The 18,364-nt window shown below is 43.4% G+C and carries 10 protein-coding genes; all 10 read left to right on the forward strand.

Annotated features, from left to right (window positions below; genetic code table 11):
• Window positions 1-1,430: 1,430 nt before the first annotated feature.
• The 10 genes from M1K58_RS25040 to M1K58_RS25085 all read left to right on the forward strand — a co-directional run bounded on the left by M1K58_RS25040 (window position 1,431) and on the right by M1K58_RS25085 (window position 18,280).
• Window positions 1,431-4,013, forward strand: a complete 2,583-nt coding sequence (locus M1K58_RS25040) for a hypothetical protein (protein WP_256761620.1) — start codon at window positions 1,431-1,433, stop codon at window positions 4,011-4,013.
• Window positions 4,014-4,046: 33 nt separating this feature from the next.
• Window positions 4,047-4,400 carry a glutamine amidotransferase-related protein gene (locus M1K58_RS25045; RefSeq protein WP_256761621.1) on the forward strand — a complete coding sequence of 118 codons (354 nt, stop codon included), beginning with the start codon at window positions 4,047-4,049 and terminating at the stop codon, window positions 4,398-4,400.
• Between the two features lie 154 nt (window positions 4,401-4,554).
• Complete coding sequence (locus M1K58_RS25050) at window positions 4,555-5,124, forward strand: glycerol-3-phosphate responsive antiterminator (RefSeq protein ID WP_256761622.1); 570 nt, start codon at window positions 4,555-4,557, stop codon at window positions 5,122-5,124.
• Between the two features lie 245 nt (window positions 5,125-5,369).
• Complete coding sequence (locus M1K58_RS25055; RefSeq protein WP_256761623.1) at window positions 5,370-11,120, forward strand: glycerophosphodiester phosphodiesterase family protein; 5,751 nt, start codon at window positions 5,370-5,372, stop codon at window positions 11,118-11,120.
• A 49-nt stretch (window positions 11,121-11,169) separates the two neighbouring features.
• Window positions 11,170-11,991 (forward strand): HAD-IIA family hydrolase, encoded by an 822-nt coding sequence (locus M1K58_RS25060; RefSeq protein ID WP_372339209.1) that lies wholly within the window; start codon window positions 11,170-11,172, stop codon window positions 11,989-11,991.
• Between the two features lie 102 nt (window positions 11,992-12,093).
• On the forward strand, window positions 12,094-13,449 hold the full coding sequence (locus tag M1K58_RS25065) for an ABC transporter substrate-binding protein (protein WP_256761625.1): 1,356 nt from the start codon (window positions 12,094-12,096) through the stop codon (window positions 13,447-13,449).
• A gap of 106 nt (window positions 13,450-13,555) precedes the next feature.
• On the forward strand, window positions 13,556-14,449 hold the full coding sequence (locus tag M1K58_RS25070) for a carbohydrate ABC transporter permease (protein WP_256761626.1): 894 nt from the start codon (window positions 13,556-13,558) through the stop codon (window positions 14,447-14,449).
• Between the two features lie 19 nt (window positions 14,450-14,468).
• Window positions 14,469-15,281 (forward strand): carbohydrate ABC transporter permease, encoded by an 813-nt coding sequence (locus tag M1K58_RS25075; RefSeq protein WP_256761627.1) that lies wholly within the window; start codon window positions 14,469-14,471, stop codon window positions 15,279-15,281.
• A gap of 37 nt (window positions 15,282-15,318) precedes the next feature.
• Window positions 15,319-16,149, forward strand: a complete 831-nt coding sequence (locus M1K58_RS25080; RefSeq protein WP_256761628.1) for a sugar phosphate isomerase/epimerase family protein — start codon at window positions 15,319-15,321, stop codon at window positions 16,147-16,149.
• 652 nt (window positions 16,150-16,801) lie between these two features.
• Window positions 16,802-18,280 carry a DHA2 family efflux MFS transporter permease subunit gene (locus M1K58_RS25085; RefSeq protein ID WP_256761834.1) on the forward strand — a complete coding sequence of 493 codons (1,479 nt, stop codon included), beginning with the start codon at window positions 16,802-16,804 and terminating at the stop codon, window positions 18,278-18,280.
• Window positions 18,281-18,364: the final 84 nt, after the last annotated feature.

An 18,364-nucleotide genomic window follows, 5' to 3' on the forward strand; every position in this document is an offset into this window, starting at 1 on the left:
TCGATTCTTTATATCCCGTTCTTAAGGTCTTCTTAGGTCTTGCCTCAGCTCGTTCCTGCCCCCTCATCCCAGTCAATCCCCCCTGCTCTTCCCCCTGCCGTTACGTCAAACTTATTTTTCTTTTTTAGCCCCGATTTGCCTCGAATTTTTTTGATTTCTCATGTCCTTTTTCGGCTTTTGCATCAAACTTTGGGGATAGGGAGCGAGAAAGGCTGGGAGGGCCTGTGTGGCTTGGAGTTTGGGCGATGGAGTGGTGAGAGGGGGAGTTGCAAACTTATTTGCATGGGGACAATACGGCGGGGGTACTCTAAAGCCGTTTCTACCATTTCTAAAGATAGTGACACTTATTCTTAAACTTTAGTCTAATACTTTATATTTCAGCTTCTGGTTGTTAGAAGTTGAATTGCAAGTAGGAGTCTAAAACTTATTTCTTAAAAGCTGACGATTTTCAATCTCAAAAACCGCGTCAAATCAACAATCCCAGTCTAACACTTTTTTTTCTTCGAACAAGTTGTGCATTCACTCTAAAGTTTACCGATGTTCCACAAAGTGTACCATTCGTCACTTAAAGTTTGCCGCCAAGCCGACCGATTGTCAGGTTTACCTCCTGATTTTCGCTCTGCTTTTTCTTTTACCCAGCCTATAATTTCAGCTTATATCCGGCTCTTCCCCGATTCTTTATCCGATTAATCTCTTCTTAATCCCAGTACTTCCCTGATGACTTTCCCTGCCCTTAAGTCAAACATGTTTTGCTGTTCTAGCCCCGATTTGCCTCGAATTCTAATGATTTCTCATGTCTCTTTTCGGCTTTCACATCAAATTTTAATTACTCTTGGAAATTGCGAGATGGGAGCGGGGAAGTTAGTTCAAACTCATTTGAATGGGGACAACAATTCAGTTAGGGTTAACGCTGGGTAGTTACTAGCGATCTCAATTTAATAAGCGCCAATGGTATTTACAGTCCTGATTTTATATGGTCCTGATGCTAGTTCCATGGTTGGTCGTATAAATCCAAGTTTTAATGCTAAAAGAAAAGTGACTATTATATTTTCATAATTAGAGCATATTTAATGGTTTGAATAGATAATAAGAGAAAATGATAGACAAGAATTTCCGGATGGGTTATTATGGGATTGCAAAGAAATAAAGATACCATAGTTTCTGTTAATGGGTTATTTATGTTTTATTATATGTATAAATGCGAAAAAAGGTGATTATGTTTTCTTTATAAGCTTAACGGAAGTCGGGAAGAAGAAGGGGGAATTTTATGATGAATATTGGATATTTCATACTCAAAATAATATTGTTAATTGTGATTCTTTTCTTCTTTTTTCCGACGAATGTATATTAAGTAAGATATATAAAAAATTATAAATGTTGATTTTAAATACAAAATGCAATGTGGTTATGAAATTTAAGGAGATGATTATATGAATAACAGTCTTCAACAAATCTTTGAGACAAATCTATCTGTAATTAATGATAGTGGTAAACCCAAAGTATATGGAAAATTAAAAAAAAATGGGAAATTCATTAAGAAAAGCCCGGATAAAAACATAGAAATTGGTAGATTGCACAAAGTTGTTGATGAAGTGAATGACATGATCGAAAAAGGATTTATGATCTCTAAAATTGAAAAAATGAAAATTTATATAAATAAAGGTATGGGTTCTGTTTACAGCATCGATGCCGTAAATCTTGCAATTGATATACACGAATATTATAAATTCATCATATTAAATGATAATGAACCTACACATAATAAATTGTTAAATTATTTAAGTAATGAACGTACTATTCTGAGTATGGGGAAAAGTGCATCAGGGAAGTCAGCTGGAATTAGATCTTTTATACCGAAAGAATACTGGAATATCTTTGAAATAATAGTCGGACTCAGAGAAACATCGATGTTTGAAAACGAATATCATCTGATTACTGATCCTTCAATCGCGAAGGAACTATCATCCATTGTTGGTGTTTCTGAAAATGGATTTTCTATAAGACCAACTATGAAACGTTCAAAAAGTATCTCAGATTTGATTCAAGGAAGCGTCCATAATTTTCTTGTGAAAATAGACGTAATATTATTTGAAAAAACTGATCCTGTGCAAGTAGAGGGTATAAATTGGTCGGATATAATTTCACAAAGCCTATCTGCGTTTGTAAGCGATCAGGATAGAATCTTTAATATTGAGTTACTATTAGGAAAAAGACATGAAAATCATGTGATCTTTGAGGAATTGAAAAAGCTTCTTAAGTCTGTGATGGTTGAAATTGAAAGAACTAGATTGAAAAAACAGAGTGAGATGTATAATTCTGATGCACTTTTAGATAATAAGATTACGGTTATTCGAGAACTACATACACGATCAGAAGATAAAGCTATATTATTAGAAAATTTATCAATCGAGTATAATAGAATCTTTGAGGAGCAGCCAATTCTAGATGACTTAAAGCTCTTGATGTTTGAGGAAATTATTAAAATTGTTATTTCGTTATTTTCCCGTGAGAATGTCGAGAATTATTCTTTCAATTCATCTACTTTAATTGAGGCAATGAATTATTTTGATTCAATTACACAAGATGAAGATATGAATTTCATTAAACTAACGTTACCCTCGAAAAATGGTTCTAAAGAGATTAATAATAAGATCAGAAGAACTACTTCGGATATACTTAAATCCTTTTATGCTAATAATAAGCAAGTTAAAGATGACAAATCTTATGCATCACCTTTAGTAGAAAGAATGGAGGTGTGGCTGCCATGTAATGATAAATTTGAACATATAGGATTAAACGTGAAGATAATAGATACTATTGGACTTGATCATGGAGAGAAAATAGACTCGATTAAGTTCGGTAATCGAGCATTAAATTATATTAATAACTATCATCCAGATGTTGTACTTTTTAATATAAATATTACTGAAAAACAAGATATACTTCAATATGCAATGGAAAGTGTGAAAAATAGTGGTTATTTAGAAAAAACCTTCATTTTAGCTGGTCATTCGGATGAAGTTGTTTTAGATATTTTGAAAAAGGACTATTTAGAAACATTTCTTGAAAATAAAACCCTAGATCAATTGGGACTCTCTTCAAGAGCTCTGGATGTTGTAGAAGAAGGGGATGGTGATATTTTGTCGGTCATTAATTTGCTGGATAAGGCTGATCAGGATAAAATCTCATCACTTGTATTAATTGAGAGTTTGGAATCTATTTTACAAACAGTGGAGTATAACTATGTTGAAGAACAAATTAATACTTCCTTAAAACTAAATTATAATACTATTAAAGAGCGAGTTTTTATGATAGATAGATTAGATAATTTTACCACTATGATTGGTGATAACTTGTTATCTCTCATGAAAGTTCAAGAAAGGTTACTACAAAAAGTTAAAGAGATTATAGAGATTCAAACTAGATCAGTATTGTTAGTGAAAAACAGTGTCAAAATTGATATTAATGAGAAATACTTTCATGAAATTGTTCGCGAGATTTATTATTCATTCATCGAACAAGAAAGAACTCTATATGAAAGGGATAACCAAGACTTTCGTTGGATCACTTTGGATACTGGTTTGTACGAAATGAAGAATGATTTTCCAGGACAATATCGTGGCATTAGCTACGACATAACCCCAGGTTTTGATTTTGCTGCTATTTTTAATAAAGGAATATTAGCGGTTGATAATGCTCAAAAGACTTTTGAACTTAAGTTTAATATTGTTGTTGATGAAGACAAAAAGTTATTATACGAGAAATTCAAAACTAATTTTAGTCGTATATTGTATGAGATAGCTCATTTTTCTTATATTACTAATAATTTGAATCAAATCTCAGATATATATAGTGTTAGATACGGTAAGAGGATATATCATAATATCCCTATGACAACAGAACGCAAAAAAAGAATGTTTAACTTAATAGAAACTACCGGAGCTGATAGTTCATATGTTGAATCTTTGATTAGAATAGCCCTCAAGTTGGCTACTGAAGAGTTGTACTTTTGAAAATTCGGATGAGTGAAGGATGCGGTATCCGTAGTGAAGCGTGTTCATTGTCATATGGAAATTGAGTGGATTCCAACGGATACACTTGAAAATGATTTTGAACATAAACTAGCAGCGTTTCAAGCCATTTGGACTGTTCCTGCTAGTCCCTATAAGAATATGCAAGGGGCGTTAAATGGTATCCGATTTGCACGAGAACATAATGTACCCTTTCTAGGAACATGTGGGGGGTTTCAACATATGGTTATGTTGGTTGCTCCTTTTACTTGTTCGGTAAGTGAAAAAACGGTTACTTTTAAACTTACACATGGCTCAAAGACTGCGGATATTTATGGTGATTTTGAAATAGTCGAACAGTACGGAATTTGGGACGCTATTTCAGCCTGAACGTTCAGCATTCAAAAATATCGTTCACCCATTAATTAGGGCATTTCTTCATAAGGTCATTCAATAAGGACGGACCGTTAACATTCCCGAAACATTCATCAGTTAAGTTTGAGTGAGAGTTATAAATCAGACTATGATGAGAGTAGGGCTGGAGATGAATCGGAATATGCATGATTATTGGGGGCCTAAGAGGATCATTCCAGCAGTACGTAAGACTGCGGATCTGCAAGCAGCCTGCAATAGTGAATGGCCGGTAGTCTTTTTGCTAATCGGCGATTTGTTCACGGTGGAGGAATATGTTAGCCAAGTGCTTCGTGCACGAAAAAAAGTTTTTCTGCATGTGGATTTTATTAATGGGTTGGGCAGTGATCCTATCGTAATTAAATTTATCGCGGAGCGGATAAAACCGACAGGCATTATTACTACGAAAAGCCACTTTGTGAAGCAAGCCAAGAAGAGTGGACTGATCGCCATTCAGCGGATTTTCCTAATTGATAATTCGGCTTTGGATCAAGCTATTCAGAACATAGAGCAGAGCTGCCCAGATGCTGTCGAGATTATGCCCGGACTTATTCCAAGGGTCATTACGAAGTTGCGCGACACGCTTTCCCAACCTATTATTGCAGGTGGATTAATTCAGGATCATACCGAAATTGAGATTGCCTTGCAAGCAGGAGCGAGTGCGGTTTCGATGGGTAGCAAGCACCTGTGGACACCCAGATAATAGAGATAGATTCTAATAACCTGTAATTGAGTTTTACAAATCTTTCATTTGTGCTTGATACTACGATAACAAAAGGCTGATAAAGTAGAACTTGTAGCTGACAACCGAATAATAAGGGTATGAGTCGAGGAGATAACCCTTTATGCAACAAATGGATGAGCACTTATTTTGCCGTGCCGGCATCCGTTTGATGGATAAAGGGTTTTTTGTATTGTCTTGAACTCTATTCGGATGAGGCTAAATCTGTGGAATGGAAGGATTGGACACTTGTGATACGACATTCTAGGTTCTTTTCCGTTATCCTCATTTTTACTCTAGTAAGTGGAATCATTCAGTTTAATTCGTTTTTACCTAAGGCTAATGCTGCAGATGCGGTAAGGAAATCACTCGATGTAAACAAAACGCTGGTAGCGCCCGTGATCGACGGAAGTCTAGACGAATCGATATGGAATCTGGATCAGCAGCTAGACACGAGGCAGGGGGAGGGCAACTTCAAAGACTCGAGCTTCGGTCTGCTCTGGGATAACCGATATCTCTATATTGGCGTCAAGCTGGAAGATGATAATCTGATAGCTAACGGTTCGGGCTATTGGTTCGAGCAGGATAATATCAACGTGTTTTTCGATCCTACGATGCATCGGTCTACTCCATTTGCTAAGGACGACATGCAGCTGGGATTCGTTTATCAGCCGGGAACGACGACTCCGGAATTTCATTTTGGAGCAGCGCTCAATAATCATAGCGGCAAAGACGAGAAAAAGCTTCTTAGAGCCATCCAAACTACGAATAACGGTTGGTCTCTGGAGTTGGCGGTGCCATGGGACATGCTGAATATAGATCCGCTGGTAACGAGGCAATTGGGCATCGAAATTGGAGCTTCAGATCGTTATGATACTGATCCTTCAAAGATAAGAAATAGCTATTGGAGCGCATATAACACCTTATCTTTCTGGAATAACACGAGCGGCTTCGGCCAAATCAACCTGGTTGATAGCAATCCGGTAACAGGAGCTGTTAACCCGGTGCTGCTCGAGGAAAACTTTGATGGATATGCGGATGGTGAGCTTCCGTTCGGATGGATATCAGACGTGAATGCCGGCAGTACTCCGATATCCGTCGTTCGGGATACATACGGGAATGGGGCATTGAAGTTCGACGGAAATGCATCCGGCAAACAGGCCCGAATCACGGCGCCGGTCCAATGGGATAACTACGTGATTGAGGCAGATGTGAAATTCGAGGAGGTTCTGAACGGAGGCCGGTGGGCAGCTATCATGTTCAGAGGCGCTTCCAATGGTAAGAACCCCTATAATCAGATGGCTGTTAGGCAGGACGGCAGATATGAAGTGGCCTTAAGGAAGCAAGATAATCAATGGGCAACGCCTACACCCGTAACGGGAACGTGGAATCCGTTGATGCTTAATGAAGATTATTCATGGAAAATCAGAGTTTCCGGCAGCAATGTTAAGGAATATATCAAGGCGAAGGGCGATCCCGATTATACGCTGGTGGTGGATCAGAATCTAGGTCCTGATGTTTTGTTGGAAAAGGGAAAGGTTGGCTTTCAGGCCGATCAGAGCAAAGTATCGTTTGATAACCTGAAGGTGACGAGAATAACTGCGGAACGTCTGGATGTGACTCTTCCTTCTACTTTAGAAGCCCTAACTACGCCAGTTAGCGTAACAGGCAGCGTCTATCAATCCGATGGAATTGCAGATCTTGTAACAGATAAACAGATTAAGCTGTATTCGTCCGACGAGAGTGTTATTAAAATTATCAACAACAAAATCGTTCCGATTAAAGAGGGAAGCGCAACGGTAAAAGCGGTATATATCAATGCTGAAGCTACACAGCATATCGTTGTAACCCCCTCGACTACCGGTGTGCAAACCATTTCTTTAGTGCCGGATGAAGGCTACAAGCTTGCTATAACTGGAACGGAGATCCCATTAGACACCCTTACTTTCAAGGCGGATTTCAGTGATTATACTTCTGGAACGCTTAAGGGCGACGAGTTAAGCTGGTCATCCCGTAATCCTGCGGTTGTCATAGAAGACGGGGTAATCAAAGTGCAGCAAAAGGGCGCCCATCTGCTGACCGTACAAATGGACAGTGCAACGGCCACAATGCTTATAGCTGCTAAGGATGCTGCTGATCCTGAATATGTATTATATGAAGAAAATTTTGACGCGGTTGCGGACGGTTCGCTTCCAGAGGGATGGATTCGTAAGGAAGGTGCCGCTGTAGGGAAAGCAGGAGTGAAGGACGGAGCACTGGAGATCGATGCGAGCTCTTCGCCCAATAATCCTTCCAGAGTCCTGCTCCCTGAATATTTGGCGATGTTCGGCGATTATAAAATCGAAGCGGACGTGACTCATCTGGCGGCGAACGATGCAGCGAGATGGAATTCCATCATGTATAGAATCCAAAACAATAATTATCCCTATTATCAGATGGCGGTAAGAAAGGATGCAACGGCATCCAATGGAGTTGAATTTTCTGAAAGAACTCCAGCTAATGCTTGGAATGTGATGGATAGAGGGACTTATACAGAGGCACTCGATCCTGCCAAAATGTATCACTATGTGGTAAAGACATTCGGGAACAGAGTAGAACAACAGATCGATGACAAATTAATCAACAATAATGATATGGCAACTGCTTATGCCAAAGGAGGCATCGGATTCCAGGCAAACGGTAGCAAAATGAAGGTAGATAACGTTCGTGTGTCGCTACAACAAAACGCTTTGTCTCCTCTGCCATCCGACCTCTTTGTCAACGTGACAGAGCCGGAAACCAAAATTTCGATCGCGCCATCCGTGGTGACCGAGATTAAAAGCATGAACGATCTAAGCGCACTGACTGGGACTACGCTTCCTGCCACAGTCATTGTACATGTTAACGGTAGCTTGAAAGTTACGGACCCGTCTGGCCAAACCCTAATCGGAGATCTGGATTCGATGATCGACGCAATTGGAGCCAGGATGATCCCAGCCTTTTACGTGAAAGACGAACAGACCGTCAACGGCTTGGTGGATGCTCTGAAGAGCAAGGGGATCGAGGATGCTTTTGTCATCTCGGTCAATGGGGATTTAGTTAAAAGAGCACGAACCCTCTATCCGATGATCCGTGGAATCGTTGATTTCAGCTCGATGAACATCGTGTCTAAGGAAGACCTGATGGATATCCGCAGAAAAACGACGGTTAGTTTGTCTAAAATTGCAATTTTGCCTCAAAAAGCTTCTTCTATGGAAAATGTGGCCTATTTGCAGCAACGCGCCATCATCGTATGGACCCAAGAAGCTGCAAGCCAAGCGGATAAAAGCCTATCCCTTCATCAATTGATTACGGCGGGCTTAAACGGTATCGTTACGGATTCGCCAACGAAAGCGTTCGAGGCATACAAGGTATATGACCACGAAACGACGCTTATCCGCAAGCCCTATATTATCGCTCACAGAGGAATGCCTTCCGTTTCTCCTGAAAATACGCTCATTAGTAACAAGCTTGGTCTCGAAGCGGGGGCGGACTTCATTGAGAACGATATGTTCCTCACGCTCGATGGACATTTGATTATTACACATAGTCAAGAGCTGTCGACGACAACGAATGGCAGTGGGAATGTAGAAAGCTACAACCTTGCGTACTTGAAAACATTGAATGCAAATAAGCCTTATCCGAATGGATTCCCATTCGAGCCTATGGTGACCTTGGACGAGCAGATTGATCTGGCTCGGCAGAGCGGGAAGATGGTTATGGCGGAAATCAAGACGAGTACACCCGCAGCTGTCGATGCCTTCGTGAGAATTATCAAGGAGAAGAATGCAGAAGATGTCATCAATGCGATGTCCTTTGATGCCAATCAATTGAAACGGCTCGCGTTGCTGATGCCGGAGATGCCTTCCGGATTATTAACTGGCTATATAGCGAACGAATCGAATGTCAGTAGATCGCTGCGTGAGACGCTGAAGGTGCTCCAGCCGCTGAATGCGACTTTCAATACGGATTATTCCGGATTGGGCAAGAACTTCATGGAGGCTGCGAAGCATCGGGGTATTCTGGTCTCTCCGTGGACGTTCAATAATAAAGCCGACTTCATTAGATTGTTCAAGCTTGGAGCATTTGGTATAACGACCGACTACTCTTTCTGGGCATCGGATTGGGCGGCTGCAATTAAACCAGAGAAAGACCACTATGTGCTAGAGAAGAATGAGACGATTCCAATTCTAGCAGAAGTTGAGAGCTTTAAGGGCGATAAGACTAACGTGACACCTGATCTCGTGTGGTTGGATGGCCAAGATCTGGTTGAGGTGAACGGTAGTAAAATGACGGCCAAGAAATCAGGTACGGCACATGCTCTGTACAGATATACGGCATCCATGGATGAAAGTAATACAAATCGTTACGACATCTATACGCAACCGGTAGCTTTTGAGATCAAAGGTCAGGAGCCGGAAGAGCCGAACGGCGGAAGCCCAGGTTGGAACGATGGGAAGCTTGAAGCTACTAAGATAACACAAAGTGGCTTGACGTTAACATGGTCAGCAGCAAGCGATGAGGATAGCGTAACGGAATATATCGTGTATCTAGGAGATAAAGTGTTCCGTACAGTCGATGGTACTGTGAGGAGCATCGATGTGAGCGGATTGAATGCCGGAACAGAATATATTTTCACCGTCCAGGCGGGAAATAAAGCCGGAAAATGGAGCACGAATGGCCCGAGTATTAAGGTTATGACACGGGTAGAAAGCGGCACTGGAGGCGGTGGAAACGGTACGGGTACTGGCGGCACTGGTGGTACTGAAATTCCAGTTATCCCGGCTAATCCCACGGATGTGATTGTAGCGGTAGACGGCATAGTGGACGCTGCCACTTTGAAGAAGACATTTGATGCTTTTTCCCAAGTGAAAGTGAAATTTTCCGGAGAGAAGCTGGAGCTAGCAGCGGCTGGCCTTCTGGATGCAAGCCGTAAGAAGGATCAAGTATTGGTTATCATGGGCGAGCATGCAACGTATTCTCTGCCTTTATCTACTCTGAATCTCGAAGCATTGGCCAAGCAGCTTAACATAAGCGTAGATGCCATGTCTATCCGAGTGACACTTCAAAAGCTAAGCGGTCGCGATGCTGAGGCAGTGGAAAATTCAGTGATAGCTGCAGGAGGGACATCGGTCGCAGATGCTGTGAATTTTGAAGTAGAAGCGGTGAATCAAGAAGGGAAGTCTATCACTGTTTCGTTTGGTTCCACCTATGTTTCACGGGATATTGTACTAAACAAGGTAGTGGATCCGAGTAAAGCGACTGGCGTGCAAATGATCCCCGGGACGAACCGGATGAAATTCGTTCCAACGCTGTTCTTCACCAAAGACGGTAAAACGACAGCTACGTTAAAACGGAATGGAAATAGCTTATATACGGTAATAGAGAACAATATCAGCTTTACGGATATGGCCAACCACTGGGCAAGGGCTGAGGTTGAGCTGTTGGCAAACAAGCTGGTCGTGAATGGTGTGAGTGATCATCGTTTTGACGGCGACCGTAATATTAGCCGGGCAGAATTCGCAGCGCTGCTAGTTCGGGCATTGAGCTTAGATCCTGTGAAAGCAGCTCCAAGCTTCCATGATGTGAACTCCACTGCCTGGTATGCGGAAGATGTGGTGACGGCAGTATCTGCAGGCCTGATTAGCGGATATCAAGACGGAACCTTCCGTCCAGATCAAGAGATTACACGTAAAGAGCTTGCAACGATGGCTATCCGTGCTCTCACTTATGCAGGCATAGCTACAGAAATCTCGGCAGAGAAGCAAGCCGAAATGCTTAGTAAGTTTAAGGATGTACAGGCTGTTGGCTGGGGGAACTCGGAAATGGCCGCAGCAATTAACGTGGGTCTATTGCAAGGGACGACCGCAAATACGTTGGGTTCTGAGAGCTATGCAACCCGCGCGCAATCGGCAGTCGTATTGAAGCGTTTGTTGAGTAAAGCGAATTTTATTAACTAACCATGTTGCTAGTTGGTGCTGGAAGGGAGCTGCTTGTATTTTGTCGGGTGTGTTGGATTTCGATGGCTACTTTTTTGATTTGGATGGGACGATTCTGCTTGGAGACGCTTTGCTTCCTGGCGTCTCGGAGACGCTCGCGGCTTTGCGGGATCAAGGAAAGAAGATTTTGTTTCTGAGCAATACAACAACCCGGACTCGCGGAGAATGCCAATTAAGGTTGAAGAGACTTGGGCTGGAATGTCATTTGGAAGAGGTGGTGACAGCGGCTTATGCCGCAGCTGTGTATTTGCGTGAAGAGAAGCCGGAAATCCACGTGCTGGTCATTGGTGAACCGGCGATGATCTGCGAATTGGATGAACAAGGGATTAGTCATACGGAAGATCCACTTGAAGCTACGCATGTGTTAGTTGGAATGGATATGCATTTCAATTACAGCAAGCTGCATCAGGCAATGAAAGCCATACGCAATGGGGCGGTTATGATTGCAGCCAATCCTGATCCATGCTGCCCGGTTGACGGCGATCTCATTCCCGACACATGGGCGATGGTGCAGGCGATTGAAGCCGCCAGCGGCACGAAGCCACTGGCCGTTATCGGTAAGCCGTCGAAGCATTTCGGAGCCAAAGCGCTAGAATCGGGAGGGCTGTCCAGTGAGCGCTGCCTGATGATAGGTGACAGGCTGGAAACAGACATCTTGTTTGGTTCCATTAACGGCCTTAGTACTGCGCTCGTACTGACGGGGGTAACCTCTGAGGGCGATATCCGGCAATCCCAGGTTCAACCGGATTATGTATGGGCCTCTATGGAAGAGCTGCTTTCTGTTATTAAAGGTGGTGAGAATGAATCGTTTTTAGATTTTACACCCGGTTGATACAACTCTAGTTTTTAGTTCATGTTCATTCGCTAGAGTGAAAGAATAAAGCGGATGGAGCGCATTTCTGACACCCATTATCATTTTGAAGGAGAGAATACTATGCGTCTAATCTCGAATATGTCAAATAAAACGATTTTAGCTTCCTTATGTCTTATGTTATCTATTACGGCTTGCTCTAACAACACGGCTGCCCCTGAGGATCAGTCATCGGCAACAGTATCTCCTTCTACGGCAGTAAATGAAACAAATAAAGATGAAAAGGTCGAGCTTACCTTCTATTATCCAATTGCTGTAGGAGGCCCGCTAACCGCTACAGTGGAAGGCATGGCACAGGAATTTACGAAGCAGAATCCTAATATTACAATCAAGCCGGTTTACACAGGCAGTTATGCAGATACCGCTGTCAAAACACAGGCGGGGGTGCAGAGCAAGAATCCACCTGATGTCGCTGTGCTGCAATCGACGGAGCTATTCAGCTTGCTGGATATGGATGCGATTATCCCTCTCGATGATTATATTGCCGAGGAAGGCGGAGATTCGTATTTGTCAGACTTCTACCCGGCATTCCTATCCAATTCCCAAACTGGCGGCAAAACGTACAGCATTCCGTTCCAACGCAGCACCATCGTCTTGTACTACAACAAGGACCTGTTTCAAGCAGCTGGTCTAGATCCGGAGAAGGCACCGCAGACATGGGACGAGATGAGGGATTATGCCAAAAAACTGACTAAGGATGGTACTTGGGGCTTGGAAATTCCCGTATCAGGCTACGCCTACTGGATGCTGCAAACCTTCGCACTGCAAAACGGAAACAACTTGATGAGCGAGGATGGCAAGAAGGTTATGTTTAATACGCCCGAAAATATTGAAGGCTTGCAATATTGGAGCGATCTAGCAAAGAAGGATAAGGTTGTCCCTGAAGGAGTAACTGAGTGGGGAACCGTACCTTCCGACTTCCTGGAGGGCAAGACGGCCATGATGTACCACACGACAGGAAACCTATCTAACGTTAAGAAAAATGCCAAGTTCAATTTTGGCGTTAGCTTCCTACCGAAGAACAAAAGCTACGGAAGCCCGACGGGTGGGGGCAATATGTACATTTTCAAAGATATCGACAAGAAGAAGCAGGATGCGGCTTGGAAATTCGTGCAGTTCATGACGGAAACGGAGCGTGCGGCGCAGTGGAGTATGGATACCGGCTACGTAGCTGTCAAAAAATCAGCTTACGAAACCGAGCGGATGAAGAAGTACACCACTGATTTCCCTGCGGCTCTAGTTGCCCGTGATCAGCTTGAATATGCTGCAGCCGAGCTGTCAACCCATAATAACGGCAAGGTCATTAAAGCTTTGAGCGATCCTATCCAAGCCGTTCTGACCGGCAGCATGACGCCAGAGGAAGCATTGAACAAAGCTCAGGAAGAAGCGGATAAAGCGCTGGCTCCATTTAATAAGTAACAGATTTGTAGAAGCGGGGGGCGTGGCACTGGGCGGCATCTTTACGGAGTTCCGTCGCGGTGCCATGCCCCTTTCTTTTCCAACACGTATGTTAGGAGGTACCCGATTGGACAACAGAAGGTTTAGGTTTCATTGGAAAACAAATACTTTTGCCTGGCTGCTACTTCTGCCTTCACTGCTTTTTTTATTCCTCTTTACCTTTTATCCGATTGCCAAAACCGTCAAGCTTAGCTTATTTCAAGCAGATTTGGCCACATTGGTGCCGGTCTTTATAGGGCTCGATAATTACACGAATCTGATAGGCGATGAGGTTTTCTGGAAGGTGATGTCCAATAACCTGTGGTTTGCCATTGGAACGGTCCCGACATCTATAATACTGGCAATACTGATGGCGATCTATTGCAATAAAGCGATGCGGGGAACGAGTATGGTTCGTATTTCCTTTTTCTACCCGACGATGATCCCGATGATTGCTGTTGCCAACGTATGGCTCTTCATTTATACGCCTCAATACGGACTGCTCAGCAGATTAATGAAAAGTATTGGACAAGGTGATATCAATTGGCTAGGATCGCCGCAATATGTAATGTGGGCGATGGTTATTATGGTCGTTTGGAAAGAAGCTGGCTATTTTATGATCTTCTTCTTGGCGGGACTGCAAAATATCCCTCACGATTTATATGAATCGGCGCAGGTAGATGGTGTGGGACGTTGGACGGTATTCCGCAAAATCACCTTTCCGCTGCTCATGCCTACGACGCTGTTTGTTTCCATTGTAGCGCTGACGAACTCTTTTAAGCTGGTCGATCACATCATGATTATGACCAAGGGTGGACCGAATAATGCTAGCAATTTGCTGCTTTATTACATTTACGAATCGGCCTTCAGCTTCTGGGATCAGGGAATGGCTTCGACCTTAACGGTTGTTATGATTGGAGTGCTGCTGCTGTTCGCGACGCTTAACTTTTTTGGGCTCGATAAAAAAATCCACTACCGCTAAGGAAGAGAAAGGCGATCTTATGCTGCTCAAAAAATTGAAAATAAGCCGATGGCTTCTATATGGTTGTGCCGCATTGTGGCTCGTTCCTCTTCTATGGATGACGGTTACCGCTTTCCGTCCTAGGGAAATTGCGTTGTCACCGTCATTCTCGCTAGATTTCACGCTTGATAACTTTGCTAACGTTTGGTCGGCGGCGCCGTTTGCACAGTATTACATCAATACCATTATCATCGTCGTGTGCGTATTCGCCGTACAGATGCTGACGGCTACGATGGCAGCTTTCGCTTTTGCCCGATTAGAGTTTATGGCAAAAAATGTGGTCTTCATGCTGTTTCTTGTACAAATTATGATTCCTGCTGATGTGCTGATTTTCCCGAACTATAACGTGCTAAAGGAATTATTTCTACTAGATACGAAGCTTGGAATCATGCTTCCTTATTTCGCATCGGCCTTCGGGATCTTTCTCCTGCGGCAGATGTTTAAGACGATTCCGCCGGAGCTGGATGAGGCAGCCGAAATTGAGGGCTATTCGAAGTGGACGATTTTGTGGAAGATTTATTTTCCGCTGTCTCGGCCGACATATGTCGCATTTGGTCTCGTATCGGTTAGCTATCATTGGAACAATTTCTTGTGGCCGCTTATTGTGACCAATTCCGTAGAAAACCGTCCGCTTACGGTAGGACTAGCCATTTTTGCACAGTCATTCGAAATAGGAGCGCAGTGGACGGAGGTCAGTGCGGCGACGCTACTCGTCATCGCTCCGCTGCTGATCGGGTTCCTGCTATTTCAACGACAGTTCATGAACAGCTTCATTCATTCGGGAATTAAGTGATTCGGGCTTATCCTAGAGAAAAGATAGGAGGATGACAATGTCTGCGAGCCGCGATTATTTCGTTTCTACCTATGCTTGGATCGAAAAGCCCCTACGAGAAACGGTGGTTGAATTGGTTGACGGGGGCTGGAAGGCCGTTGAGATTATGTGCGAGGGTCGTCATGGTGAATTGCTAGATTGGTCTGAGGAGCGAATGGCCTGGCTTAAACAGATTGGACAAGATAACGGGATAAGCTGGTCTCTCCATGCTCCCATTACGGGCTGTAATCCGGCTTCCTCTGACACGGAAACCATTCTTGCCTCAGCAGCCTTACTGCAGCGGACCATGCGAATTGCCGAAGAACTCGGTTGTGCTTACGTAGTTGTCCATCCCGGCGAACGGGAGGAGAACTTAGACGATCCGTACGAGAACGATAATGAAGCAGCGAACCGTGTTGTTTCCTTCTTACAGAAGGTTTTGAAAGCTACGGAAGGATATGAGGTCATTATCGCTTTAGAAAATGTACCTCCTTATCCGGGGCTGTTGGGAGTAGAAGCCTCATTCCTCAAGCATGTCGTGCAAAAAGTGGATTCTCCGCGTGTCCGCATCGTTTTTGATGTGGGCCATGCGCATCTAACCGGCAAGGGTCAATGCTTAATGTCTCTTCAATATCTGCTGCCCTATGTGATCAGCCTTCATCTTAGCGATAATAAGGGAGAGAAAGATGATCATCTCCAGCTTGGAGCGGGGACAGTGCCCCTTGAAGGGGTATTGACTCTGATTCGCAAGTTCCAATATTCGGGCTCTTGGGTATTGGAGTTACGAGCGGTTCCCGACGTATTCGCATCATTCGAGTGGCTGGAGCTGCGCAGAGCGGGTAACAACTAGAGAAGGGGCTGTCCCAAAACGAAAAAAGTTGGTGCAGGAGTGGTCTATTCCTATACCAACTTTTTTTCGTCTTTGGTCAATTGCTGCTTTCTTGACGGGATAGCCTCTTGGCCTAGGACACAAGTTTGGAGGTGGATTTGGAGTAATAACGTTATGGCATCACTCTATTGATCGAATAATGGAGTTGAGTACCTGAATAACATTACGCCATAACGCTATTTGCTTCAAATTTACGTTTTGAAGGCAGATTTGGAAGAATAACGTTATAGCATCACTCTATCGACCGAATGATGTGGGGTTGAGCACCTGAATAACATTACTCCATAACGTTATTGGCTTCAGATTTATATAGAGGCTGACCATAGAGATAACTTATGGGACAGCCCCTTTTTCTGATGTAAAAAGTAGACTACAGAAATAGCTTACTCGTGCGGATGGCTGTGATTTCAACTCTGAGCTACACTTTCACCTTCATTTGTATAATGTTTTTCATGTAAACGACAGATTAAATCAAACCGTAAACTAATAAACATTTATTCAAAAGTCTGTCGCTTGTGAAATGTAAGCTAGAGATTTATGATGATTTACGATTAGTTCATTATGCTACACAGTGTTTATTATTAGTTCGATGAATTTGAAGGGATTGAGAATGATGAGTAAAAGTTTAGCCTTTGACATTAGTTCCATTAAGAAAGGCCCACTGATGTTTGTCATGATTGTGGGGGCGTTCATTGCTGTATTGAATCAAACCATCATGAGCGTCGCCCTGCCGGAGCTGATGGTTGACTTCGACATTGCGGCGTCTACAGCCCAATGGCTGACAACCGGCTATATGCTGGTAAATGGTGTTCTTATTCCGATCACCGCATTTCTAATGCAACGATTTACTACCCGTGAGCTTTTTCAGACTTCCATGATTGTTTTTCTCGCAGGAACGATTATTTCGGCAGTTGCGCAAGGCTTCGACATGTTGCTAATTGGCCGCCTGATTCAAGCAGCTGGCGCCGGTATTATTATGCCACTGCTAATGAACGTTATCTTGACGGTCTTCCCTCCAAACAAGCGAGGAGCAGCAATGGGAATGGTCGGTTTAGCCATTATATTCGCCCCTGCTATCGGACCTGCAATCGCCGGGTATATCATGGAGCATTACTCTTGGCAAACCATGTTTTATGGAATGATCCCGTTTGTCGTTATGGTTATTGTGGTCGCCTTTATCTATCTGAAAAATGTGGCTGAACGAACTTATCCCAAAATTGACGTTTGGGGTGCCATTCTCTCAACAATCGGATTTGGTGCTCTACTATACGGTTGCAGCAGTGCTGGAAGCAAGGGCTGGTCAAGTACGGAAGTGATTTTACTTCTTGTCGTAAGTGTAATCTCCTTGATTTTGTTCGTCTGGCGGCAGCTGGTCTCCAAGAGCCCACTTCTTGATCTTAGAGCATTCAAATACAGCATGTTCTCCCTGACGACCGTGATTAATATTGCGGTTACGATGGTCATGTATGCAGATATGATGCTGCTTCCATTGTATTTGCAGAGCGCACGTGGATATACAGCTATGGAGTCCGGACTTCTCATGCTTCCTGGTGCACTTCTGATGGGAATTATGATGCCGGTGACAGGCAAGCTGTTCGATCGGTTTGGAGCGAAGTGGCTGTCCATTATCGGGATGACGATTACGATCGTGACAACAATCGGCTTCGTTAATTTGACCGATTCCACCAGTTATACGTATTTGGTTCTGATGTCCACAGGACGACGCTTCGGGATGGCTATGTTTCTAATGCCAATCACAACGGCTGGCTTAAACCAACTACCTGCAAGATTGAATGCGCATGGTACTGCCATCTCCAATACCATCAAGCAGGTAGCAGGTGCGATAGGCACCTCTCTGCTCGTCACGGTTATGACGACCAGTACCAAAACTCATCTTGAGGATATGGTCGCCGCTGGCGGATCGCCGAAGGATATGATGGTGGAGGCGTCGATTCAGGGGATTAATGATGCTTACCTTTTCATTATTGGAATCGGAATTGTCGGTCTGGTGCTCTCTTTCTTCATTAAACGTAAGGGGCAGGCAGTGGAAAAAGAAGTCGGAGTAAAATTCACAAAGAAGCAGATAGGTTAACAAAGAAGAGCATGGGATGATTCAGAGGGACTCGGCGGATCACATAGGTTACAGCTGCTTGCTTAATTCCAAGTATTCTCTAGT

Source organism: Cohnella sp. WQ 127256 (assembly GCF_024519285.1).
Taxonomy (GTDB): domain Bacteria; phylum Bacillota; class Bacilli; order Paenibacillales; family Paenibacillaceae; genus Cohnella.

Bases quoted from the DNA above. Each gene is read 5' to 3' on its own strand.
- M1K58_RS25075 (WP_256761627.1), top strand. From the start codon at position 14,469: ATGCTGCTCAAAAAATTGAAAATAAGCCGATGGCTTCTATATGGTTGT.
- M1K58_RS25065 (WP_256761625.1), top strand. From the start codon at position 12,094: ATGCGTCTAATCTCGAATATGTCAAATAAAACGATTTTAGCTTCCTTA.
- M1K58_RS25085 (WP_256761834.1), top strand. From the start codon at position 16,802: ATGAGTAAAAGTTTAGCCTTTGACATTAGTTCCATTAAGAAAGGCCCA.
- M1K58_RS25080 (WP_256761628.1), top strand. From the start codon at position 15,319: ATGTCTGCGAGCCGCGATTATTTCGTTTCTACCTATGCTTGGATCGAA.
- M1K58_RS25040 (WP_256761620.1), top strand. From the start codon at position 1,431: ATGAATAACAGTCTTCAACAAATCTTTGAGACAAATCTATCTGTAATT.
- M1K58_RS25050 (WP_256761622.1), top strand. From the start codon at position 4,555: ATGAATCGGAATATGCATGATTATTGGGGGCCTAAGAGGATCATTCCA.